Below are 23,087 nucleotides of genomic sequence, written 5' to 3'. Positions count from 1 at the left end.
AGTGAGAACTATTTTTGTATAAGTTTGTCGTGCAAAAGTACGAAAAAAAAACATTATATTATAGTTAAATAGAAGTTAATCCCTTATGCATCAAGAGCTAATACATGTTTACCTCATGCCAGGAATGGCTGCTAGTCCGTTAATTTTTGAAAACATAAAATTACCAGAAGAAACCTTTCAAATTCATCTGTTAGAATGGATGATACCTATTGAAAATGAGTCGCTTAGTGATTATGCTTTGCGAATGACTCAGGGTGTAAAACACGATAATATTGTTTTATTAGGTGTCTCTTTTGGAGGTGTTTTAGTACAAGAAATGGCTAAGCATATAAAAACGAGGAAATTAATTATTGCATCGAGTGTTAAATCTATGGACGAATTGCCAAAACGTATGTTGTTGGCTAAATCAACAAAGGCTTATAAGTTAGTGCCAACACAATTGGCTTCAAATATTGATGTATTCGAAAAATATGCAGTAGGTAATGTGGTTAAGAAACGTATAGAACTTTATCAAAAATACCTTTCGGTTAATGATAGTCGTTATTTATCTTGGGCTATAGAGCAAATGGTTTGCTGGGAGCAAAAAGAAGCTCCAAAAGATATAGTACATATCCATGGTGATGCCGATGGGGTTTTTCCTATTAAAAATATAAAAAACTGTATGGTTGTTAAAAACGGAACACATATTGCGATTATAAATAAGTATAAATGGTTTAACGAAAATTTACCAAAAATTATATTAGAAAATTAAATAAAAAACTTACATTTAAAATAAAAAGAAGTAAAAATGAAAATAGTACAGAAAACCTTAGCTTTAGTAGGCTTATTAAGCTTATGCGCCTTGTTTATTAATGCTTTTCAAGAAGCTCCTACCGATGAGAATTTTGAAACTAAATTAATAAACGATTATAATGTTTATGCATTGCAAGTTCCAGAAAAATTAGATTTCGCAGGAGAGCCAATGCCACTTGATAATCCAGATATTTTAGAACGTATGGATAGAGAGTTGTTAGTAAACACGTATTGGCAATCTAATGGTTTATTAATGTTTAAGCGTTCTAAAAAGTATTTCCCAATTATAGAGCCTATTTTGGCTAAACATGGTGTGCCAGACGATTTTAAATATTTAGCTGTTATAGAAAGTGGTTTAACCAATGCGGTATCTCCAGCAGGAGCAAGAGGGTTTTGGCAAATTATGCCTGCAACAGGTAGAGAAAATGGTTTAGAAGTAAACAATAATGTTGATGAGCGTTACAATTTAGAAATGGCTACAGAAGTAGCCTGTAGATATTTGTTAAGAGCGAAAGAACAATTAGGATCTTGGACGTTAGCAGCTGCCGCGTATAATGCTGGAAATGCAGGTGTTTCTAGGCGTTTAAAAGAACAAAATGTAAGTGAGTATTACGATTTGCTTTTAGGTGAAGAAACAGGGCGTTATATGTTTAGAATTGTAGCTTTAAAAGAAATTTTATCTAACCCAGATACATATGGTTTCAATTTTAGAGATAAAGATTTATACACGCCTGTACCAACTTACAAAGTAGAAGTAGATACAGCAGTAACAGATTTTACTAAGTTTGCCGAAAATTATGGTATAAACTACAAAATATTAAAGTTACATAACCCTTGGTTACGTGAGCCACACTTAAACAATAGATCTAGAAAACAATATTATATCGATATTCCTGAAGAAGGATATTACAACTAGTCGGTAGTAGATATCAATAAAAAAGCCAATACTTTTAAAAGTATTGGCTTTTTTATTATGGAGTATTTAAATAATGTTATCCTCTACGTTTTTGAGATCTTACAGAACCTCCAGCACCATAATGTTGTGTTGGTCCAACGGCACGTTTCATGTTATCCTTCATCATTTTTATCTGGTCGGTTAACATCCCTTGTTTATCAAGTTTTGTTGCTTCAGTAAGTAATTTTTGAGCTTCTATTTTTCTTCGTTTAGAAAAAGCAATACCAGCTAAGTTTAATTTAGCCATCGCTAAATCGTGATCCATAGATAAACCAAGAGAAATTGCTTTTTTAAAGTATTTCTCAGCATCATTCATGTTAGATTGCGATACCATAATACCATGCAAATAGTTATAGTAACCTTGTTGTTTTTTTACTAAAGCAGTTTCTGGGTTTTTAATTTTATTTAACCATTTTGTAGCACCTTCAAAATCTTGTTTTCTTAATTTTAAAAAAGCTAATAAAATAAATTCATTCTTAAAGTATAAGAAAATGAAAATTAGCGATAGTAAAATAAGCATAATGCCATTACCTATATAACCTTCTGTAAATTGATAAACTGCAAAAGCAATAATACCTGCAGCGATAATAAGTTTTATAATTTTATTGTACATGGTTGAGTTTTGGTATGAAATTAGAAGAAAACATCCTTCTATTTAACTATTAGTTGTGCAAAGAAACTAAATTTTTATGAAAAACAAATGAAACCTTTATCATAAAAAAGACTAACGAAGTCAAATATATTGCGGTGTTATCTATGTTTTTGTTCAGAATAAAAATAATATAACTTTTTTTCTAATAACATTTGTCAAAGTGAAAAGTCTTCGTATATTTGCCGTCAGTTTTGGGGAACACTCAGAGCCATAGATTTAAAAAAATACAATTCAGTTTTAAAGATACAAGATAATGAGTAAAAGAACTTTTCAGCCTTCTAAGAGAAAAAGAAGAAACAAACACGGTTTTAGAGAAAGAATGGCTTCTGCCAATGGTAGAAAGGTATTAGCACGTAGAAGAGCTAAAGGAAGAAAAAAATTATCTGTTTCTACTGAAACTAGACATAAGAAATAAATGATTAACAATTGTTGATAAATTAAAGGTGTTACTTAAGTGTAATGCCTTTTTTTATGTCAACTGATTACTATTTTTGCAATTCATTAAGCTACAATAAAATAACGAGTAAAAATGCCAAAAAATTCAAAACTAAAATCGATATTAATTATTGGCTCAGGACCAATTGTAATTGGACAAGCCTGCGAATTTGATTATTCAGGAACTCAAGCGTTACGATCGCTAAGAGAAGAAGGGATAGAAACAATTCTAATCAATTCCAACCCAGCAACTATCATGACCGATCCATCTATGGCCGATCATGTTTACTTACTTCCGTTGACTACGAAATCTTTAATTCAGATTTTAAAAGATCATCCTCAAATTGATGCGGTTTTACCAACAATGGGTGGGCAAACGGCTTTAAATTTATGTATTCAAGCTGATGAAAAAGGAATTTGGAAAGATTTTGGTGTAGAAATTATTGGTGTTAATATTGATGCCATTAATATTACCGAAGATAGAGAGAAGTTTAGACACTTAATGTTGGATATTGGTATTCCAATGGCACCACAAGCAACAGCAACTTCATTCTTAAAAGGTAAAGAAATTGCTCAAGAATTTGGTTTCCCTTTAATTATTAGAGCATCCTTTACTTTAGGTGGAGCAGGTGCTTCTTTTGTATATAAAGAAGAAGATTTTGATGAGTTGTTAACACGCGGATTAGAGATTTCTCCAATTCACGAGGTTATGATTGATAAAGCCTTAATAGGTTGGAAAGAGTATGAGTTAGAGTTGCTTAGAGATTCTAATGATAACGTTGTTATTATTTGTTCTATCGAAAATATGGATCCAATTGGTATTCATACAGGAGATTCTATAACGGTTGCTCCAGCAATGACATTAAGCGACAAAACCTTCCAAAAAATGCGTGATATGGCTATCCATATGATGCGTAATATTGGTGATTTTGCAGGTGGATGTAACGTACAGTTTGCTATTTCTCCAGACGAGAATGAAGATATTATCGCTATTGAAATTAACCCACGTGTATCTCGTTCTTCAGCATTAGCGAGTAAAGCAACAGGTTATCCAATTGCTAAAATTGCAGCAAAATTGGCTTTAGGATATCATTTAGATGAATTAAAAAATCAAATTACTAAATCTACATCGGCACTTTTCGAGCCAACATTAGATTATGTAATTGTAAAAATACCACGTTGGAACTTTGATAAATTTGAAGGTTCAGATAGAACTTTAGGACTTCAAATGAAATCTGTAGGTGAGGTTATGGGTATCGGGCGTTCTTTTCAAGAAGCTTTACACAAAGCAACACAATCTCTAGAAATTAAGAGAAATGGTTTAGGTGCCGATGGTAAAGAAAACAAAAACTACGAACAAATAATTGAAAAATTAACTTATGCTTCGTGGGATCGTGTTTTTATTATTTATGATGCTATCGAAATGGGAATTCCGCTAAGCAGAATTCACGAAATCACCAAAATTGATATGTGGTTCTTAAAGCAATATGAGGAACTTCATATGATTAAGAACGAAATTTCTACCTTCAAAATAGATACCATTCAAAAGGATTTATTATTAGAGGCTAAACAAAAAGGATATGGTGATCGCCAAATAGCGCACATGTTGGGCTGTTTAGAAAGTCAAGTATATAATAAACGTGAAGAACTTGGTATAAACCGTGTGTACAAATTAGTAGATACATGTGCGGCTGAGTTTGAAGCAAAAACTCCTTATTACTATTCAACTTTTGAAAGTGATATGGAAACTGCAGACGGTAATCGTTATGCAGATAACGAAAGTGTTGTTACAGATAAGAAAAAAGTAATTGTTTTAGGATCTGGACCAAACAGAATTGGTCAAGGTATCGAGTTTGATTACTGTTGTGTGCATGGTGTTTTAGCCGCAGCTGAGTGTGGTTACGAAACCATCATGATTAACTGTAACCCAGAAACGGTTTCTACCGATTTTGATACAGCTGATAAATTATACTTCGAGCCTGTATTCTGGGAACATATTTACGACATTATTAAGCATGAAAAACCAGAAGGTGTAATTGTTCAGTTAGGTGGTCAAACCGCATTAAAACTAGCCGAAAAATTAACTAAATATGGTGTTAAGATATTAGGAACAAGTTTTGAAGCTTTAGATTTAGCTGAAGATCGCGGACTGTTCTCAAACATGCTTAAAGAAAATAATATTCCTTATCCAGAATTCGATATCGCAACAACAGCTGATGAAGCTGCTGCTATTGCAGATGTTTTAGACTTCCCAATATTAGTACGTCCATCGTACGTTCTTGGTGGTCAAGGTATGAAAATTGTAATTAATAAGGAAGAGTTAGAAAAGCACGTTGTAGATTTATTAAGCAGAATGCCAGGTAACCAATTACTTCTAGATCATTATTTAGATGGTGCTATCGAGGCTGAAGCTGATGCTATTTGCGATGGAGAAGATGTGTACATCATCGGAATCATGGAGCATATTGAACCTTGCGGAATTCACTCTGGAGATAGTAACTCATTACTACCACCTTTTAACTTAGGTGATTTAGTGATGGAGCAAATAAAGGATCACACTAAAAAAATTGCTTTAGCACTTAATACAGTTGGGTTAATCAATATCCAATTTGCTATTAAAGATGATACGGTTTATATTATTGAGGCCAACCCGAGAGCTTCTAGAACAGTACCATTTATTGCAAAAGCATACGGAGAGCCTTATGTAAATTATGCAACTAAAGTAATGCTAGGCGAAAAGAAAGTTAAAGACTTTAATTTCAACCCTAAATTAGAAGGTTACGCTATTAAGCAACCAGTATTCTCTTTTGATAAGTTCCATAATGTAAATAAGAAACTAGGACCAGAAATGAAGAGTACGGGAGAAAGTATCTTATTTATCGATAGTTTAAAAGATGATGCTTTTTATGATTTATATTCAAGACGTAAAATGTACTTAAGTAAATAATATCAAGTCAATTTATATTAAAAACCTCGCAATTATGCGGGGTTTTTTGTTTTTAAACCTATTCTAGTTGGTTGTAATTTCATTAACTTCGTTTGTAACTAATAGCCCTCCTAAAAATAAAGTAAGTCTACATGAACAGAGAAGACATGATGTATAAGTTAAGGACCGATTCTAAAACTTACGATTTTATAATTATAGGCGGTGGAGCAACCGGAATAGGGATTGCTTTAGAGGCTTCAGCACGAGGTTACTCGGTAGTGTTATTAGAAAAATCAGATTTTACAAAATCAACATCAAGTAAAGCCACCAAGTTAATGCATGGCGGCGTAAGATATTTGGAGCAAGGTGATATTGCTTTAGTGCGAGAAGCAGTTGTGGAGCGTGGGTTAATGTTGCGTAATGCACCTCATGTCGTAAAAATTCAATCGTTTATTATTCCAACACACGGCTGGTACGATGAAATTTTATACACCATTGGTTTAACGGTTTACGATTTATTAGCAGGTAAACTGAGTTTAGGCCGATCTAAACATATTTCAAAGTCAGAAACCTTAGAACGTATTTCTTTAATTAATCCGAAGAAAATTTCAGCAGGTGTTGTTTATTACGACGGTCAGTTCGATGATTCGCGATTGGCTATAAATACGCTTCAAAGTGCTTCAGAAATGGGAGCTATTGTTCTTAATTATTGTGCTGTAAATGCTTTGGTTAAAAATGAAAAGGACGATGTAACGGGTGTTAAAGTTCAGGATGAAGAATCTGGAGATGTATTCGAAATAAAAGGTAAACAAGTTGTTAATGCTACCGGTGTTTTTGCAGATGATGTGTTACAAATGGATGCACCAGGTTCTAGAAAAACAATTGCTCCTAGCCAAGGTGTGCATTTAATATTAGATAAATCGTTTTTGCCAGGAAAAGATGCGATTACTATTCCGAAAACAGATGATGGTCGCGTACTCTTTTTAGTGCCTTGGTATAATAAAGTTATTATTGGAACAACAGATACTCCTGTAGAACGCGGAGTTTTGGAACCCATAGCTTTCGACGAGGAGATTGAATTCATTTTAAATACCGCAAGTCGTTATTTAACTAAAGCGCCTAAAAGAAGTGATGTATTAAGTGTCTTCGCTGGTTTACGACCATTGGCGGCCCCTAAACGAGAAGGCAATAAAACAAAAGAGATTTCTAGAAGTCATAAAATTTATACATCAAAATCGGGGCTTTTAACTATGGTTGGTGGTAAATGGACCACTTTTAGAAAAATGGGCGAAGATTTAGTGAATAAAGTAGAGAAAAACCATAAATGGGAACATAAACCTTCAAAAACCAGAGATTTAAAAATACATGGTTATAAGGAAGATGTCAATTTTGATAACCCTTTGTATTTTTACGGAAGTGATGAAGATGCACTTCTTGAGTTATCTAAACAAAACGGATGGGATAAATCTATAAGTACTTCTATGTCTGTAATACAAGCTCAAGTCGTTTGGGCTGTAAGGCATGAAATGGCAAGGAAAGTAGAAGATTTTCTAGCGCGTAGAGTACGTTGCCAATTACTTGATGCTAAAGAAAGTATTAGAATGGCTCCTGAAGTAGCTAAAATAATGGGAGAATTACTCGGAAAAGATGAAGCTTGGGAAACGCAGGAAATAGCAGATTACCAAAAATTGACTTCAAATTACATGCTGTAAAAATAGATTTTTCACTTAGAATATGACGCTACTGTTAAGAAAGAAACTTCTTTCTTCTTTAATGTAAAATAAAAGCTAAACTTCTGTATAAAAGAAGGTTATTGGTATTACTATAGATTACCTTTACCGCAAAATTGTTAAGTTAACAATTTGAACTAAAAAGAGAATATATATTATGAATTCAATATTCACAGATGCTAGCTTTCAGAATATGACGAATGTAGCAAACCGTTATGGAGTAAGCACTAATGCCGTAACAGATTTAACGCAAGCCCTTATGCGAAGTAACGGCACAATGGCACAATTTAATATTTCCGAATTAGGCGGCGGAGGTCAGTGGATGCAAGGTGGCATGACCATGGTAGGCGATATGTTTAACAATCAGCTTAAATCTACGGTAGATGGTCTGTGTGTTGAATTATCTAATTTAATAAATCAAGGTGGTATACAATATAAGCCGTTACCGAAAGTAGAAAACCAAAACGGATTTCAATCTGGATCTGGTAACTGGTGGGGTAATTTAGGTTTTCCTAATTCTACAGGAAGCCAAAACGGAACGAGCTATGCTATTTTTTCTAATATTGGACGTTTAGCGATTCAACAAAACGGAAAAGTAACAGTGTTTGATACTTTAGACAACCAAATTGGAGGTGTAGGGCAACAACAAGGCGGAAATTATTCTGTGACGTTTACAAGTCAATATGGTACGGTAGATTTAAGTACGTTACCAATTGTATCGGGTGAAGATAATAGACCTAAACCAGCACCGGTGAATAATAACATTATTCAAAATCAACCAGAGCCTATATTTGTAGAGCAAGCACCAGTAAACACAAATAATAATAATCACAATAACAATAGCGCTTTAGAGGAAGATATTTTTATGAAAATAGAAAAATTGGCAGATCTAAAAAAGAAAGATATACTTTCGGTTGAAGAGTTTGAAAACAAGAAAGCCGAATTATTAAGTCGATTATAATGAGGTTATTATAATAATTAAAAAAGTTCAATTAACTGAAAGTGTTTTATTCAGTTAATTGAACTTTTTTTATGTCTTGAATTTATAAAAGAAGATATCTTCTTATAAATTTACTTGTACGTTTTGAGTTTTTACAAAATCGATATGTTCTTCAATTTTAAAATCTGAAGAATTAAATCGAGACGATCTTTTTCTAGCTTGATCTTGCCTTACAATACTACGCGCAAAGCGTCTAACGCCTTGTTCTGTATCTAAAATTAAGCCAGGAACTGGTACGTTATTTCCATTTTCATCCTTAGCAACCATTGTAAAATATGATGAGTTACAATGTTTAACTTCTCCTGTTTGAATATTTTCCGATTCTACACGCAAGCCAATAACCATAGAGGTTCTTCCTGTATAATTAACAGAAGCTTTAAGCGTAACTAATTGCCCTACTTCAATAGGGTTTAAGAAATCTACTTTGTTTACAGAAGCCGTTACACAATAGTGTCTAGAGTGTTTAGAAGCGCAGGCAAATGCAATTTGATCCATTAAATATAAAATATGTCCACCATGAATCTTTCCACTAAAATTAGAGTGGGACGGAAGCATTAATTCTGTAATTGAAACTTGAGATTCTTTAGGATGCTTGAACATAAAATTTTAGTCGTTTAGTTTTAAATAATACTGCGAAATATATTCTAAAATAAAAATATATTAAACGTAATCAATAAAGGTATTTAATTTTTAGGAAGTTTTATAAAAATCTACTTTTAAAAAATGATTTTCGTAGCTATCGTTTTGCTAGGCTAATAATATATCAATGCGTTATGCGAAAATAACTAATCTATTTCATCTTCTTGAGCACGTTTAATAATAGCTTCGGGCAATGCCTTTTTTGCTTTAGCCCCCATTTTTTTGAGTTTTTCTACACTTGTAATTATATTTCCTCGGCCATCAACCAGTTTATTCATTGCTGATGAATAATCGGTTTTAGCGGCGTCAATTTTCTTTCCAACGTTGGTTAAATCTTTCACCAAACCTTCAAATTTATCATAAAGTGCTCCAGCTTGTCGTGCAATTTCAATAGCATTTTGTTGTTGTTTTTCATTGTTCCACATGCTGTCAATGGTGCGTAATGTCGCCAATAAGGTCGATGGTGTAACAATAACAATGTTTTTCTCAAAAGCTTTGTTGTAAATAGAATTATCTTCATTAACAACCACAGCAAAAGCAGGTTCTATTGGAATAAAAAGAAGTACAAAATCTGGCGATTCAATATCGTATAAATCTTGATAATTTTTTTCTGAAAGTTGATCTACGTGACGCTTAATCGAATTGACGTGTGCTTTTAAAAACTGCGGCTGATCTTCTAGTTCGGCATTTACAAAACGTTCGTAATCGGTTAAAGACACCTTACTATCAATAATCATTTTTTTACCATCCGGTAGGTTTAAAACCACATCGGGCAACACACGAGATCCGTCTTCTAAGGTAAAACTTTGTTGTACAAAATATTCGCGATCTTTCTCTAATCCCGATTTTTCTAGCACACGCTCCAATACCAATTCGCCCCAGTTTCCTTGCATTTTGCTATCACCTTTTAAGGCGCGTGTAAGGTTGGTAGCTTCTTTAGTCATTTGTTGATTTAAATCTTTCAAGCCTAACAATTGCTCTTTTAAAGCGGAATGCATACTAATACTTTCCTTTTGTGTTAAGTCTACTTTTTGTTCAAAAACCTTAATTTTTTCTTGAAGCGGATTTAAAATATTAGTAATGTTTTCTTTATTCTGAAGTGTGAATTTCTCCGATTTTTCATCTAGTATTTTGGTTGCTAAAATTTCAAAATCTTTACGCAGTTGCTCTTGGCGTTCCTCTAATTCAGCATCGCGCTTAAGGTTTAAGGCCTGTAAGTTTTCAAACTCTGTATTTCTTCTTGCTAATTCAGCATTTAAAAAATCTTTTTCACGACGAATATTTTCACGGTCGTTTTCAATTTTAGAAATTGTTACTTTTTGTTCCTGTTTTTCGGTTGCAGTATGTTGCTTGAAGGCTTCAAATTGTTGCTGTAAATTGCTGTTACGTTCTTCTAAAGTACTTTTTTCGCTCTTACTTTTAAGTTTAGTAAAAAGCATGCCTAAATAACCACCAATAACTGCGGAAATAATAATAGCGAGGATTAAGATGAGACTGTCGTTCATTTAAAAATAGGGTATAGGTTCAAAGATAATTTTTTTAGGTTGAAGATTGAAGTTAAAAAAGAAGCTTCAACTAAAATTTAATTTAGGTTTTTACTTCTTAACCCTAAAACTCCCCGTGTTTTTATCAAAAGCAATTAAATCTTTAGGGAAAAGAGTTTCAAAAACACCTTGTTCTATAAGTTTACAAGGTTGATCGGAAACTACAGTTCCGGCATTCATTACAATTAAAGTATCGCAAAGTTGAATGGCTAAGTCTATTTCGTGAGAAGAAAACAGAATGGTTTTACCTGTTTCTTTAGCGAGTCTTTGAAGTAGTTTTAAAATATAAGCCTTGTGATACATATCGAGATGCGAGGTGGGTTCATCTAGAATAATTAAATCGGTATCTTGGGCTAAGGCGCGAGCAATCATAACTTTTTGAAGTTGACCGTCGCTTAATTCGAAGCATTTTTTATGTTGTAAATCTTCTATATTTGTTTGAAGAATAGCTTGGTTTACAATGTTTTTATCTTGCTCAGATAGATTACCAACCCAATTGGTATAAGGTTGTCTACCTAGCGCAATAAGTTCGAAAACAGATAAGTTTTTAGATGCTATTTTTTCGGTTAAAACTAGACTTAAGACTTTGGCTAAATCTAACGGATTGTAATCTAAAATAGATTTTTCATTAATAAATACAGTTCCAGAAAGAGGTTTTTGCACATGTGTTAAGGTGCGTAAAAGTGTCGATTTCCCGATGCCATTTGCACCAATAAGTCCGATTAATTCTCCTTTTTTTAATTCAACATTAACTTGAGATGCCACAACCGTTTTTGCCTTTTTTGAGGCGTAACCAATAGATAAATCTTCGGTTTTTAAAATGATATGTGGATTTTGCTCTTTCATTATATAATATAGGTTTCCTGCTTTTATCTACTTTTTTTTATGAGATTAAAATACCATACCTCGTTTTCTAACTAGAAGCCAAATAACAACGGGTGCTCCAATTAAAGCGGTAATGGCATTGATCGGTAAGGTGTAATCGCTATTTGGTAATTGAGCAATACTATCGCAAACTAACATAACAATTCCGCCAAGTAAAAATACGGCTGGCAATAATATTTTATGATTTGAGGTGTTAAATATCTGTCGTGTTAAATGCGGTATTGCTAAGCCTATAAAGGCAATTGGCCCAGTAAAAGCGGTGATTGTTCCGGCAAGTAAACTGGTAGCGATTATAATTATTAAACGACTTTTTTTAATATTCAATCCTAAGCTTTTTGCATAGTTTTCTCCTAAAAGTAAGGTGTTAAGCGATTTTATGGAGCATAAACTAGCTAAAATCCCGAGTACATAAATAATTAAAAATATGGTGAGATCGCTCCACGATAAATTTCCTAAACTACCAAAACCCCAAAATACATATTGTTGTAATTGTTCTGCCGATCCAAAATAAGAAAGCACACTAACAATGGCAGCGGTAATACTGGCAAACATTAGGCCAATAATAAGTATGGCCATGGTATCTCGAACTCTAATAGAAAACATTAAAACGGCTAGTAAAACTAAAAAACTACCTAAACTCGCCGCAATTACAATGCCCCATTTGGATACAAATAGTGATGCTAAAACGCCTCCAAACACACCAGAACCTAAAATTACTAAAGCTACGCCTAAACTGGCTCCCGAGCTTATACCGAGAACAAATGGGCCTGCCAAAGGGTTTCTAAATAATGTTTGCATCAATAAGCCAGAAATGCCTAAACCCGAACCTACAATTATGGCGGTTATAGCTTTTGGTAAGCGGTAGTTTAAAATAATATGTTGCCAACTTTGTTGTTCTACATTGCTGTTTAGTAAACTATTAAAAACTGCTTTTAATGGTATGGAAACAGAGCCTAAACTAATATTCACGAAAAAGCACAACACTAAAGTTAGTGCCAATGCTAGAAATGAATAGGTATAGGTTTTGTTCATTATTTGTGTTTAATAACTGTGTAAAATATGGTTTATTCTAAGGGTTTAAAGAAAAAAAGATTGTAGTCTGTTAATAGTTCTGGGTGACAAATTTTTATCAAATCTTTCAATACTAAATCTGGACGACTCATACCTAATTCAAAATACAAAACGCCTCCTGTGGCGCCAGTTGTATTGTTTGTAGTGTAAATGTTTTTGTTTTTAAAAGCTTTAAATTCGGCATTGTGAGTGCTTGCATTTTTTAGTTTTTCTAGACTAGAATAATTGGATGGGCTTAACCAAATATCGGCATCTTGAGCTTTCATAAAAACAGATTCAAAATTAAGTTGTAAACTTCCTGTGCCTTTAGAATCGTTCCATAAATAATCGGTATTAGCATCTCTTAGTAATTGCGCTTCTGTACTTGTTCCGTTAGGTAAATACCATATGTCATTATGCATGGCGCCACTTAAAATAGTAGGTCTGTTTTTTACATTTTTAGCTAGTTTTTTAGCATTTAAGTATTCGGTTTCAATGCGGTTAAAAATAGAATCCGCTTCTTTTTCTTTGTTGTAAAGTACTCCAAAAAACTTAATCCATTCGGCTTTTGCAAGTGGCGACTCTTCCACCCAATCTCCATTAAAAATTACGGGGATTCCTGCGCGCGCAATAAGGTCTAAAGAGCGATTATTACCATCGATACCGAAACCAACCACTAAATCGGGGTTTAATTCTAAAAGCACTTCGGTGTTTATGCCTTCATTTTTGCCAAGTTCTCTAATGGAACCATTATCAACTCTAGATCTTATTTTTTCCGAAGAAATATATTTTGTGCCAGGGAAACCTACCAAAGTTTGTTCTACGCCTAAAAGTTCTAAAGCCGGAAGGTGTGTGGTAGATGTTACCACAATTTTTTTAATGGGTAAGGAAATTGTGTTATCCGCTTGTCTGTCATCACCATAATTTGCTAAAACGTATTTAAAAGTAGTTTCGGCATTTGGCCATGGAGATTTTATTTCTAAAGTTTTGTACATGCCTAGATCTTTTATTGAGAAGCCTTTGGCGTATTTTAATTTCACTTCTTTTGCTACAAAAGCTTCTTTAGTACTTTCTTTCTTTTTTTTACAAGAAAAAAAGCCGATTAGAATAAAAAATAAAATAGACGATACGTACTTTTTTTGTAACAATAGTGACATTGATATGAGGTGGTTTTTTTAACTTTAGATAAAATTTCTATTATGAGAAACGGTTCAAATTTAACAATATATATAGTAGGAGGAATTATAATACTGCATTTTTTAATTGGTTTTATTTACCTTGTTTATAAATTGAACAAGAAAAAGTGAATTTCATTAGTCTGCATTTAAAAAAGAATCTACTTTTGCAGAGAATTTTGGTTTCATTCAGTACGTGCTGAATGAATTAAAAGGGAATCTAGTTAAAATCTAGGACTGTTCCCGCAACTGTAAGTTTTTATCGAAATATTTTCGGTACTTCTTTAGAAGGTGTTATTAACTTCAAAACCACTGGTATTAACTGGGAAGGTAAGATAACATAAAATAAGTCAGGAGACCTGCCATTTTCATCATCTAAAACAACTCTCGGGTAAAGAGTTTTAAAGATTTATGAAACAGATTTTTACATTTTTAATTTTAGGTTTAGGCGTTTGTAGCGGTGTGCAAGCACAGGTTGATGCTGTTCAAAAACTAGATGCTGTAATTTTAAGTGATAGTAAATTAAAAAACTATGCTGCTGGTATAAAAATTGAAAAACTTACCGATTCTGTTTTAAGCAATAATGCTACATCTTTAACCAATTTATTGGCTTTTAACTCTAATATTTATTTTAAAGAAAATGGTGCCGGTATGGTGTCGTCGCCTTCTTTTAGAGGTACAACAGCGTCGCAAACAGCCGTAATTTGGAATGGAATTAATATTAATTCACAATTAAACGGCCAAACGGACTTTAATACCGTAAATACTTCAAATTATAGTTCTATAGATATTAGAAGTGGTGGTGGTAGCGTGCAATATGGCAGTGGTTCTATTGGTGGTAGCATTCATTTAAATAATGATTTAAAATTTAGTAATCATGCTGAAACTCGCATAAAAACGGGTTATGGTAGTTTTAATTCTAAAAATTTAGGTATTAATTCTTCCTTTGGAAGTGAAGCTTGGACGGCAAATATTGGAGTAGATTATGTAGACTCTGATAACGACTATAAATACCTTGGTACCGATAGTGTAAATGAAAACGGTGAGTTCCATAATTTAAATATGAATGTGAATTTGGGTGTTTTTATTTCCGATAAGGATATTTTAAAACTATACCACCAAAGTTATATTGGCGAGCGTAATTTTTCTGGCACTCTAGTTGGGCCTTCTCGTAGTAAATATGAGGACGAAAACTTTAGATCTATGTTGGAATGGTCGAGAATTATTGGTAAATTTAGTTCACGATTAAAAGTGGTTCATTTACACGAAATGTTTAAATATTTCGAGAACAAGGATAAAGATAATTATAGTTTAGGAAAAGTAAATACATTATTAATTAATCATAGTTTTAATGTGAGTTTTAATGAGAAACTTCAATTTAAAACCATATTAGAATATTCAAATTCAAAAGGAAACGGAGATAGTTTTAAGGAACCGGTAAGAAACGTATTTTCTACAACAGCGTTGCTTAATCACAAACCTAATAACTCGATAAGTTATGGCGTTAACCTAAGACAAGATTTTACAACAGGAGGTGAGAGACCCTTTGTATTTTCAGTTGATGCTGGTTTTGATTTATTTGAACATTATCAGATTCAAATAAACGGTTCTAAAAACTACCGTATTCCTACTTTTAACGATTTGTATTGGCAACCAGGCGGAAATTTAGATCTGGTTCCAGAATCGTCTTACCAAATAGATTTAGGGCAAAACTTTAATTACCCTAATTTTAATGTAAAACTTAATGGTTATTATATCAATACTGAAGATATGATACAGTGGCAACCAAACAGTACTGGCCTATGGTCGCCTATAAATATTGGAGAAGTAGCAAGTTATGGTGCCGAAGTAGAGGTGAAATCACATTACAACATTAATGAGCATCAATTTAATGTCTCTGGGCATTACTCTTACACTGTTTCTGAAGATTTAGAAACCAATAAACAACTTATTTATGTGCCGTTTCATAAAGGGAATCTAGCCTTGGCCTACAATTATAAGGCTGTTACAGTGTTTTATCAGCACATGTTTAATGGAGATGTTTTTACTACAGCAGATAATCTAGAAGGACGTTTTACTTCTTTAAACGGTTATGATGTGGGGAATATAGGGTGTAATTACACTTTTTTTAAGAACACAAAAAACGAACTAGAAACAGGGATTACTCTGAAAAATATATTTAATGAAGTTTACGAAAACGTAGCTTTTAGGCCTATGCCGAATAGAAATTTTAATATTCAAATCAACTATAAATTCTAATAAATCAAAAATGAAGAAAATTATTTTATCACTTTTATCAGTATCACTTTTTGTCTTTTCATGTTCTAATGACGATGATGGCGATGTGCAATTACCATTAGGAGACTATGATAATGGTATTTTAGTTAGTTCGGAAGGCGGACCAGCATCTGTATCTTATATTTCAGATAATTACATGACTGTAGAGAATGAAATTTATTACAATGTAAATTCAGAAAATTTAGGTGTGTATTTACAATCTATTGGTTTTAACGGCGATTTAGCTTATATAATTTCTGATAATGCTAACACAATTACTGTAGTAAATAGATATACGTTTGTAAAACAAGCTGAAATTTCAACAGGTTTAGTAACTCCAAGATACATTACTTTTTTAAACGGTAAAGGGTATGTAACAAACTGGGGAGACGGTACGGATACTACAGATGATTTTATTGCTGAAATCGATTTAACTACAAACACTGTAACAAGTACTATTGCAATAGGTGAAGGTCCAGAACAAATATTAGCTAAAGGTGATAATTTATATATATCGCACAAAGGGGGGCGTAACATTAATAACATTATTTCTGTAATTGATACTACAGATGATAGTATTGAAACTATAATAGTTAATGATGCTCCAGATGAAATAGCTTTTGATTCTAACGGAAACTTAGTTGTTTTATGTAGTGGTGATACTAGATATTGGGTAGCTGATTATGTAGAAACAGCGGCCTCTATAACACGAATCAATACATCTACAGATACTGTTATTGAAACTCTTGAGTTTGCAGCAGGTTTACACCCAAGCCAAATGGCACATGATGATGACGAGGTTTATTATTCTATGAGTAATAAAATATACGAGTTGGATGATGATGAGTCAACTTTACCAACAACATCTATTTTGGAAATTGCTGATATTTATCTTTACGGACTATCTGTTGATGATGATAAAATTTATGTAACAAATGCAAGTTTTACAGCACAAAGTGAGTTGTTAATTTACGATTTAGATAGCGCTACTTTACTTGAGACTTTTAATGTTGGTCTTGGTGCGTCGAAAATTTACTTTAACTAATATCTAAACTTTTACTAGTCCTGATGCACCCTAATGTATCAGGGCATTTTTAGAAAAACAACAATAACATATTAAGAACAGTTGCACTTTGTGACTGTTTTTTTTACACCTAATTTAAAAAATTATGAAGCAAAATTCCCTCAACTTATTACTTTTTGTACTATTTAGCTTATCTGTTAATGCACAATCTTACGCACCAAAAGCAGGTGCTGATGGCTCAACAGCTATTCATCGTGACTCTGAAGATCTAGTAGCTTGGGCTACAGGTGCAGAAGTGGTTCGCGGACCTCAAAATATTGCAAACCCAACAGGGCCGTTGGCAACTGTTGGAGAGGCAGATAATGCCATTGGAAAGTCTAATGGTGTGATAGTGAGTCTTGGTGATGGAGGAACTGCGGTTTTAACTTTTGAAAAACCTATAGTTAATAATGTGGGGTTCGATTTTGCTATTTTTGAAAATAGCTTTAGTGATACTTTTTTAGAATTAGCTTTTGTTGAGGTAAGTTCTAATGGAACAGATTACTTTAGATTTCCATCGCATAGTCAAACCCAAACAGATACTCAAGTTGGAGGTTTTGGAAGCATAGACCCAACTTACATTAATAATTTAGCAGGCAAATATAGAGCGAGTTACGGCACTCCTTTCGATTTAGATGATATTACAGATAATGTTTTATTGAACAAAAATGCTATTACTCACGTAAAGCTTATTGATGTTATTGGCACTATTGATCCTGCGTATGCATCATACGATAGTTATGGAAATATAGTTAACGATCCTTACGCGACACCTTTTCCTTCTTCTGGTTTCGATTTAGATGCTATTGGTGTGTTAAAGCAAGTTACGCTAGGCTTAAATGATAAAACGAGAACAAATGCTTTAGGATTGTATCCTAACCCTGCAACGTCTCAATTATATGTTTCTAAATCTGGAACTGTTACTATCTATTCGGTTACTGGTAAATTAGTACTTAAGCAATTGGTGAGTAATAAAGCAACGCCTATAAGTGTTACTCGATTAAATTCAGGTGTATATATTGTGAAGTTAACCACAACGGAAGGTGTACTTACACAGAAATTAATAAAGAACTAAATAGAATACGTATTGTATTTTTATAAAAAGAAATGCCACCTGTTATGGTGGCATTTTTTATGTTGTTAGGTTTGGTACTAAATCACAATACCAAACGCCATATTTATCTGCAGAACAGACTGTGTTGTTATCGGTTTTAGGTATATCATATTCGCGATATACTTTTTCGCCTATAGTGAAAGGTATCGGGTTTTCAAAAATAGGGCCGTCGAAACAAAAAGTATGGAATTCCCCGTTTTCCCCGCAAGGATCAACACCTTCTGGTAGATTAGCTATAAAATTTTCATCTATAATTGTACCTACAAAATCGGCATCGAAATATTTAGAATTAGCACAAACTATAATAGTTTTAAAACCTAAATTTAAAAACTCGGTAAGGAGTGTTTTAGTATCTTTTTTCCAAATAGGAAATACTGTTTTAATGTTGTGCTTGGCTAAATTGTTTTCTCTATAAGTACGCAAATCTTCTAAGAAAATATCACCAAAAGCACTGTGTGTAAAACCATCGGCTTTGAGTTGCGATACGGTTTTAAGCATAACATCCTCATAAATTTCCATGCTAGGCATTTCGGGTAGCTCTATAAGGCTCGCTTTAATGTTTAAGGCTTTGGTTTGGGCTAATAGTAAATCTGTTCTAAGCCCATGCATAGATACTCTATTGTAGTGGCTGTTTACGGTTGTTACTAACTGCTCTACAGAATAATCTTGATTTTTTTGTAAATAATAAAGAGCTAAGGCAGAATCTTTGCCCGAGCTCCAATTAAAATACGTTTTATGTTTTTGCATTAACGAGAAATAAAATCGCTATTAATATACATTTCGTTTTCGAATTTGTTACCTGTTAAAGGTGTTTTTAAAAGTTTAAAGTCTCCTTGTTTGGTAACAGTACTTCGTCCGCTAATACCTCTAATATCATCTAAAGCCGTTTTTAAAATCGCTTCGTTTTCGTCACCAAATGGTAAGGTAACATTCCAATAATCAGATTCTTTAATTTCAGCTAGGTTAGGTATAAAACCATCAGCATAATCACTGTCTCCATTTTTATTATAAATTTGAAATACAATAGGTTGTAGAGCGTTTAAATGCGAAGAGTTTGCTGTGCTTTGATTTAAGTAATCAGAGGAAGGAGAATCGTATAAAGTAATAGATCCTACGTTTTTTCCATAAGTTGTAGTACCAATAAGTTTTACTGGCATGTATGGAGCTAGTCCATTAATAATCATTTCACTAGCCGATGCTGTGTTACCGGAAGTTAAAATATAGACTTGGTTTAAAGTGCTCAGACGGTTAATGGTTTGTGTACCAGTTCTTTCACTATCGCTGTTGTATACGTTTAAAGTGTTTGCAAAGTTGTAATAATTGTTTTCGTCTTGTTGTTTGCTGTTAAAAATTAACTCAGCAAAACGTTCTGTATTGGCGTTAGCATAAATCATACTAGCTAGGTAAACAGATGTTTCTACAGATCCGCCACCGTTAAGTCTTAAATCTAATACAAGCTCGCTAATGTTTTGGTCTTTAAAAAAGCCAAACGCGTCGTTTAACTCGTCGTTGTATGATGATCTAAAGGCGTTATACACTAAATAACCAACTTTTTTTCCATCGATATCTGAAAAGACTTTGGTTAAATACACCGGGTTTTCTGAGATTACAGCAGATGAAATTGTTTTATCTTCTATAGCTGTTAAAGTACCAGCATTTTCCGAAACGAAAGATAACGTAACATCATCTTGATATAGGCCATTTATGGCTGTATTGTAAGTTGTAGTTGTTAGAACCGTACCGTTAATAGCGTTTATAATATCGCCACGATTAATATTGGCTGCGCTAGCAGGAGAGTCGTCGGCTACGTGGCGTACATATATAATAACATCACCTTCGGTATTTATTTGAACACCTTGAAAGCGTAAACCGAAAGATTTACTAATACCTTGAAAGGCTTGTTCTTGTTCGATATAATCTTCTATAAACCAAGAAAAACGATCGACTACATCGGTTTGGTAAATAAGACTGTTAAATAAGTTTTCTGGAGAAGAATATTGATTTAAATAGGCTTGGTAAGTGCTATTATCATCAGCTTTAGAGTCGGCTAAATCAGGTACAAGGTCTTGCCAGTTGTACCAAGAGTTCATGGCTTTCCATACAAAGTCGTTTATTTCTTCGGTTTTCTCGGTTTCTGAGACAATAATATCGTCTTCATCTTTAAAGCAACTTGTTACTGCTAAGGATATTAAGGTAATAAGGAAAAGGTTTTTTATATTTTTCATGTTAATTTTTTTAGTAGAGCACGATATTTAAAACTCTAAATTTAGGTACATTATTGTGTAATAAAAAATATTGTTATGGTTTAAAAATCAAACATTATGCCGCGTTTAACGATATTGTTTTTAGTTTAGACTGTTTTTGGAGGCAGACCTTACGTAAGGGATAGCAGTGGAAAGCCCACAGTAAGCCCGATGAGAATCGGGATTACGAGGACTTGGAGCGTATAGCCCGACCCTTTGTAGCTTTTGCGGAAAAGGGATACGCCCAAATTATTTTAAAGTTTTTTTTTATTTGATGTAACAAATGAGAAATGTAGTCGTCGTAACTTAAATAGCCGTAACCAAGCTGTTTTAATAAAACCAATTCAAAATGACTCAAACGGAGTTTTTAAATGTTGTAATGCCTTTTAAGGATAAAGTGTTTCGGTTAGCGAAACGCTTACTAGTTTCGACGGAAGAAGCCGAAGATGCGACCCAAGAGGTTTTAATTAAGTTGTGGAACAATAAGAAAAAGATTGCTGAGTATAAAAACGTGGAGGCTTTTTCGATGACGATGACTAAGAATTTTTGTTTCGATAAGTTGAAATCGAAACAGGCGCAGAATCTTAAAATTGTTCATACAAATTACGAGGATAAACAAACGGCTTTACACAAGCAAGTTGAATTAAATGATAGCGTTAACTGGGTGTCGAAAATTATTGAAGATTTACCCGAGTTGCAGAAAACAATAATTCAGCTACGAGATATAGAAGAGTACGATTTAGATGAGATTTCGAAAATGTTGGATATGAATAATACAGCAGTACGCGTAAACTTATCGAGAGCAAGAAAAGCAATAAGAGAAAAACTGACTAATACACATAATTATGGTATTAAATAATATAGAAAATTTACTAGAAAAATACGAGAATGGCGAAACAAGCCTAAAGGAAGAGCAGCTGTTAAAAAACTATTTTGCAGGAGACAATGTTGCACCCCATTTAGAAATGTATAAACCCATGTTTGGCTATTTTTTGGTAAGCAAGCAGGAGCAATTTAATAAGGATATCCCTTTTGAAACAGAAACTAAGGCAACCAAGCGTAATTTTAATTACAAATGGCTTTCGGTAGCTGCAGTAGCGGTTTTAATGATTGGGTTTTACTTTGGAAGTGGTTCGTTAAACAATGATGACCTAGGAACTTATGAAGATCCGGAAGTGGCTTTAATGGAATTAACAAAATCGTTAGAAATGATTTCGCAAAATTTTAATAAAGGTGTGTCTACAGTAAATTATTTAGACGAATTGGAAAAAGGTAAAGCAACCCTTGGATATCTAAACGAAATTGATAATGCTACAGGATTAATTTTTAAAAACTAATTGAGAAAAAATGAACAATTCAAATAAATTAAAATCAAATACAATGAGAAATAGATTAATAGTATTCGTAATGGCCGTGATGTTATTGCCCTTAACAGGTATGGCGCAAAAAGATGTTTTTGAGAAATATAGTGACAACTCGGATGTGACGTATGTATCAATAAAACCAAAAATGTTTCAAATGATTGCCAAAATGGGAATTAATGTGGAAGATGAAGAAGCTAAGGCTTATATGGATATGGTAAAAAGCATTACAAGTTTTAAAACCATGATTACCGATAATAAGGTAATAGCAGCAGATCTTGCTAAATGGGTAAAATCGCGCTCTAGTGCTTTAGAAGAATTAATGGAAGTGAAAGACGATGGTACTAACGTGAATTTTTACGTAAAAGAAGGTAAGGATGCCGACCACGTTAAGGAGCTTTTAATTTTTGTAAACGGCGTTGATAAGTTTATGGAAGAAGGTATTGAAGTAGGAGGAAAGGAACGTAAAATTGAAACTGTTGTTGTATCGCTAACGGGTGATATTGACTTAAATGAAATTTCTAAACTTACCGATAAAATGAATATTCCAGGAGGAAAGCATTTAGATAAGAACAAATAGTTTAATACTGTTTAACAGCTATTTTAATTAAATATAAAAATAATTTCATCAATCAAATTAATACCATCAATTATGAAACGAGCCATTAATCACTTGTTATTAGGTCTTTTTGCTACAGTTATGTTAGTTAGCTGTAGCAGCGGGCCAACTTTACAAACTTATTTTGTAGACCACCAAGAGGCGCCAAATTTTATTTCGCAAGATTTACCAATTTCTATGTTGAAAGTAGATAAATCTAGTTTTACCGAAGAGCAAAATGAAGCTTTTAACTCTGTAACCCGTTTAAACTTTATTGGCTATAAGGCTAATGAAAGTAATACAGAAGATATAAAAGTAGAAATAGCTGCGGTTAAAAAAATTCTAAAGGATGAGAAATACAACGAACTTATTGAGTTTAGTGATAAAGGCAATAAGATTGCTGTAAAATATATAGGCACTGATGATGAGGCAGATGAGATTATTATTTTCGGAAGCTCTAAAGAATATGGTTTTGGTGTTGTACGTGTTTTAGGTAGCGACATGAATCCATCAAAAATGGGAACTCTGGTTGGCGCATTAAAAGGTGCCAATTTTGATAAAGACCAACTTAAAGATATTCAAAACTTTTTTAAATGATTTAACTCGTAATCATTACAGTTAAATGTTAATGTAAAAAGGGACACTTTT

21 protein-coding genes and 1 riboswitch are annotated in these 23,087 nt (G+C 33.2%); of the genes, 13 read left to right on the top strand and 8 right to left on the bottom strand.

The genetic code is table 11. From position 1 onward, the window contains the following. Nucleotides 1–85: 85 nt before the first annotated feature. Together DFQ06_RS13545 and DFQ06_RS13540 are read left to right on the top strand one after the other, a co-directional pair. Entirely contained in the window at nt 86–751 is a 666-nt protein-coding gene (locus DFQ06_RS13545) for an alpha/beta hydrolase (RefSeq protein WP_133968218.1), read from the top strand. 36 nt (nt 752–787) lie between these two features. Next, entirely contained in the window at nt 788–1,708 is a 921-nt protein-coding gene (locus tag DFQ06_RS13540; RefSeq protein ID WP_042495773.1) for a lytic transglycosylase domain-containing protein, read from the top strand. A gap of 76 nt (nt 1,709–1,784) precedes the next feature. Here the strand turns inward: DFQ06_RS13540 and DFQ06_RS13535 are convergent, their stop codons facing one another. After that, on the bottom strand, nt 1,785–2,360 hold the full coding sequence (locus DFQ06_RS13535) for a hypothetical protein (protein WP_042495771.1): 576 nt from the start codon (nt 2,358–2,360) through the stop codon (nt 1,785–1,787). A 292-nt stretch (nt 2,361–2,652) separates the two neighbouring features. Here DFQ06_RS13535 and rpmH point away from each other — a divergent pair, with 292 nt between their 5' ends. The 4 genes from rpmH to DFQ06_RS13515 all read left to right on the top strand — a co-directional run bounded on the left by rpmH (nt 2,653) and on the right by DFQ06_RS13515 (nt 8,451). Then, nucleotides 2,653–2,814 (top strand): 50S ribosomal protein L34, encoded by a 162-nt coding sequence (gene rpmH, locus DFQ06_RS13530; protein WP_042495769.1) that lies wholly within the window; start codon nt 2,653–2,655, stop codon nt 2,812–2,814. Nucleotides 2,815–2,928: 114 nt separating this feature from the next. Then, entirely contained in the window at nt 2,929–5,781 is a 2,853-nt protein-coding gene (carB, locus tag DFQ06_RS13525; protein WP_074937848.1) for a carbamoyl-phosphate synthase large subunit, read from the top strand. A gap of 131 nt (nt 5,782–5,912) precedes the next feature. Then, on the top strand, nt 5,913–7,472 hold the full coding sequence (locus DFQ06_RS13520; protein WP_133968216.1) for a glycerol-3-phosphate dehydrogenase/oxidase: 1,560 nt from the start codon (nt 5,913–5,915) through the stop codon (nt 7,470–7,472). A gap of 175 nt (nt 7,473–7,647) precedes the next feature. Next, nucleotides 7,648–8,451, top strand: coding sequence for an SHOCT domain-containing protein (locus DFQ06_RS13515; RefSeq protein WP_133968214.1), 804 nt, complete (start codon nt 7,648–7,650; stop codon nt 8,449–8,451). Between the two features lie 102 nt (nt 8,452–8,553). Here DFQ06_RS13515 and DFQ06_RS13510 read toward each other — a convergent pair whose 3' ends face one another. The 5 genes from DFQ06_RS13510 to DFQ06_RS13490 form a co-directional block, all read right to left on the bottom strand. After that, nucleotides 8,554–9,090 carry an acyl-CoA thioesterase gene (locus tag DFQ06_RS13510; protein ID WP_042495764.1) on the bottom strand — a complete coding sequence of 179 codons (537 nt, stop codon included), beginning with the start codon at nt 9,088–9,090 and terminating at the stop codon, nt 8,554–8,556. Between the two features lie 185 nt (nt 9,091–9,275). Continuing rightward, the gene (gene rmuC / locus DFQ06_RS13505; protein WP_074937844.1) at nt 9,276–10,634 is read right to left on the bottom strand and encodes a DNA recombination protein RmuC; all 1,359 of its coding nucleotides are present in this window, start codon (nt 10,632–10,634) and stop codon (nt 9,276–9,278) included. 90 nt (nt 10,635–10,724) lie between these two features. Beyond that, nucleotides 10,725–11,519 carry an ABC transporter ATP-binding protein gene (locus tag DFQ06_RS13500; RefSeq protein WP_074937842.1) on the bottom strand — a complete coding sequence of 265 codons (795 nt, stop codon included), beginning with the start codon at nt 11,517–11,519 and terminating at the stop codon, nt 10,725–10,727. A 45-nt stretch (nt 11,520–11,564) separates the two neighbouring features. After that, complete coding sequence (locus DFQ06_RS13495; RefSeq protein ID WP_133968212.1) at nt 11,565–12,590, bottom strand: FecCD family ABC transporter permease; 1,026 nt, start codon at nt 12,588–12,590, stop codon at nt 11,565–11,567. 32 nt (nt 12,591–12,622) lie between these two features. Then, nucleotides 12,623–13,765 (bottom strand): ABC transporter substrate-binding protein, encoded by a 1,143-nt coding sequence (locus DFQ06_RS13490; protein WP_042505814.1) that lies wholly within the window; start codon nt 13,763–13,765, stop codon nt 12,623–12,625. Between the two features lie 181 nt (nt 13,766–13,946). Further along, a riboswitch (cobalamin riboswitch) is annotated at nt 13,947–14,164 on the top strand. A gap of 30 nt (nt 14,165–14,194) precedes the next feature. Between DFQ06_RS13490 and DFQ06_RS13485 the strand changes: the two genes are divergently transcribed. From DFQ06_RS13485 to DFQ06_RS13475, 3 genes are all read left to right on the top strand, one after another. Further along, nucleotides 14,195–16,042 carry a TonB-dependent receptor plug domain-containing protein gene (locus DFQ06_RS13485; protein WP_133968210.1) on the top strand — a complete coding sequence of 616 codons (1,848 nt, stop codon included), beginning with the start codon at nt 14,195–14,197 and terminating at the stop codon, nt 16,040–16,042. A gap of 10 nt (nt 16,043–16,052) precedes the next feature. After that, on the top strand, nt 16,053–17,105 hold the full coding sequence (locus DFQ06_RS13480) for a YncE family protein (protein WP_133968208.1): 1,053 nt from the start codon (nt 16,053–16,055) through the stop codon (nt 17,103–17,105). A 124-nt stretch (nt 17,106–17,229) separates the two neighbouring features. Continuing rightward, nucleotides 17,230–18,198: a T9SS type A sorting domain-containing protein gene (locus tag DFQ06_RS13475; RefSeq protein WP_133968206.1), complete on the top strand. Its 969-nt coding sequence runs from the start codon at nt 17,230–17,232 to the stop codon at nt 18,196–18,198. A gap of 57 nt (nt 18,199–18,255) precedes the next feature. Here the strand turns inward: DFQ06_RS13475 and DFQ06_RS13470 are convergent, their stop codons facing one another. Next, a complete protein-coding gene (locus tag DFQ06_RS13470; protein WP_133968204.1) occupies nt 18,256–18,984 on the bottom strand; it encodes a Dph6-related ATP pyrophosphatase in 729 nt (242 codons plus the stop codon). After that, complete coding sequence (locus DFQ06_RS13465) at nt 18,984–20,462, bottom strand: S41 family peptidase (protein WP_133968202.1); 1,479 nt, start codon at nt 20,460–20,462, stop codon at nt 18,984–18,986. The genes DFQ06_RS13470 and DFQ06_RS13465 overlap by 1 nt, the downstream gene beginning before the upstream one ends. A gap of 367 nt (nt 20,463–20,829) precedes the next feature. On the opposite strand from DFQ06_RS13465, the gene DFQ06_RS13460 reads away from it, so the two are divergent. The 4 genes from DFQ06_RS13460 to DFQ06_RS13445 all read left to right on the top strand — a co-directional run bounded on the left by DFQ06_RS13460 (nt 20,830) and on the right by DFQ06_RS13445 (nt 23,036). Beyond that, nucleotides 20,830–21,339 (top strand): RNA polymerase sigma factor, encoded by a 510-nt coding sequence (locus tag DFQ06_RS13460; RefSeq protein ID WP_133968200.1) that lies wholly within the window; start codon nt 20,830–20,832, stop codon nt 21,337–21,339. After that, nucleotides 21,326–21,817 (top strand): hypothetical protein, encoded by a 492-nt coding sequence (locus tag DFQ06_RS13455; RefSeq protein WP_042505807.1) that lies wholly within the window; start codon nt 21,326–21,328, stop codon nt 21,815–21,817. Before DFQ06_RS13460 ends, DFQ06_RS13455 begins: the two co-directional genes overlap by 14 nt. A gap of 43 nt (nt 21,818–21,860) precedes the next feature. Then, nucleotides 21,861–22,421 carry a DUF4252 domain-containing protein gene (locus tag DFQ06_RS13450; protein WP_042495960.1) on the top strand — a complete coding sequence of 187 codons (561 nt, stop codon included), beginning with the start codon at nt 21,861–21,863 and terminating at the stop codon, nt 22,419–22,421. 72 nt (nt 22,422–22,493) lie between these two features. Next, nucleotides 22,494–23,036 carry a DUF4252 domain-containing protein gene (locus DFQ06_RS13445; protein WP_074937830.1) on the top strand — a complete coding sequence of 181 codons (543 nt, stop codon included), beginning with the start codon at nt 22,494–22,496 and terminating at the stop codon, nt 23,034–23,036. The last annotated feature ends 51 nt before the right edge of the window (nt 23,037–23,087 follow it).

The organism is Algibacter lectus, from assembly GCF_004368925.1.
In the GTDB taxonomy this organism is placed as follows: domain Bacteria; phylum Bacteroidota; class Bacteroidia; order Flavobacteriales; family Flavobacteriaceae; genus Algibacter; species Algibacter lectus.
This window is presented reverse-complemented; position numbering and strand designations above follow the sequence as displayed.

What these genes read in the sequence shown, in the direction of transcription:
- DFQ06_RS13545 (WP_133968218.1), top strand. Translation starts at nt 86, where the DNA reads ATGCATCAAGAGCTAATACATGTTTACCTCATGCCAGGAATGGCTGCT.
- DFQ06_RS13540 (WP_042495773.1), top strand. Translation starts at nt 788, where the DNA reads ATGAAAATAGTACAGAAAACCTTAGCTTTAGTAGGCTTATTAAGCTTA.
- DFQ06_RS13535 (WP_042495771.1), bottom strand. Translation starts at nt 2,360, where the DNA reads ATGTACAATAAAATTATAAAACTTATTATCGCTGCAGGTATTATTGCT.
- rpmH (WP_042495769.1), top strand. Translation starts at nt 2,653, where the DNA reads ATGAGTAAAAGAACTTTTCAGCCTTCTAAGAGAAAAAGAAGAAACAAA.
- carB (WP_074937848.1), top strand. Translation starts at nt 2,929, where the DNA reads ATGCCAAAAAATTCAAAACTAAAATCGATATTAATTATTGGCTCAGGA.
- DFQ06_RS13520 (WP_133968216.1), top strand. Translation starts at nt 5,913, where the DNA reads ATGAACAGAGAAGACATGATGTATAAGTTAAGGACCGATTCTAAAACT.
- DFQ06_RS13515 (WP_133968214.1), top strand. Translation starts at nt 7,648, where the DNA reads ATGAATTCAATATTCACAGATGCTAGCTTTCAGAATATGACGAATGTA.
- DFQ06_RS13510 (WP_042495764.1), bottom strand. Translation starts at nt 9,090, where the DNA reads ATGTTCAAGCATCCTAAAGAATCTCAAGTTTCAATTACAGAATTAATG.
- rmuC (WP_074937844.1), bottom strand. Translation starts at nt 10,634, where the DNA reads ATGAACGACAGTCTCATCTTAATCCTCGCTATTATTATTTCCGCAGTT.
- DFQ06_RS13500 (WP_074937842.1), bottom strand. Translation starts at nt 11,519, where the DNA reads ATGAAAGAGCAAAATCCACATATCATTTTAAAAACCGAAGATTTATCT.
- DFQ06_RS13495 (WP_133968212.1), bottom strand. Translation starts at nt 12,590, where the DNA reads ATGAACAAAACCTATACCTATTCATTTCTAGCATTGGCACTAACTTTA.
- DFQ06_RS13490 (WP_042505814.1), bottom strand. Translation starts at nt 13,765, where the DNA reads ATGTCACTATTGTTACAAAAAAAGTACGTATCGTCTATTTTATTTTTT.
- DFQ06_RS13485 (WP_133968210.1), top strand. Translation starts at nt 14,195, where the DNA reads ATGAAACAGATTTTTACATTTTTAATTTTAGGTTTAGGCGTTTGTAGC.
- DFQ06_RS13480 (WP_133968208.1), top strand. Translation starts at nt 16,053, where the DNA reads ATGAAGAAAATTATTTTATCACTTTTATCAGTATCACTTTTTGTCTTT.
- DFQ06_RS13475 (WP_133968206.1), top strand. Translation starts at nt 17,230, where the DNA reads ATGAAGCAAAATTCCCTCAACTTATTACTTTTTGTACTATTTAGCTTA.
- DFQ06_RS13470 (WP_133968204.1), bottom strand. Translation starts at nt 18,984, where the DNA reads ATGCAAAAACATAAAACGTATTTTAATTGGAGCTCGGGCAAAGATTCT.
- DFQ06_RS13465 (WP_133968202.1), bottom strand. Translation starts at nt 20,462, where the DNA reads ATGAAAAATATAAAAAACCTTTTCCTTATTACCTTAATATCCTTAGCA.
- DFQ06_RS13460 (WP_133968200.1), top strand. Translation starts at nt 20,830, where the DNA reads ATGACTCAAACGGAGTTTTTAAATGTTGTAATGCCTTTTAAGGATAAA.
- DFQ06_RS13455 (WP_042505807.1), top strand. Translation starts at nt 21,326, where the DNA reads ATGGTATTAAATAATATAGAAAATTTACTAGAAAAATACGAGAATGGC.
- DFQ06_RS13450 (WP_042495960.1), top strand. Translation starts at nt 21,861, where the DNA reads ATGAGAAATAGATTAATAGTATTCGTAATGGCCGTGATGTTATTGCCC.
- DFQ06_RS13445 (WP_074937830.1), top strand. Translation starts at nt 22,494, where the DNA reads ATGAAACGAGCCATTAATCACTTGTTATTAGGTCTTTTTGCTACAGTT.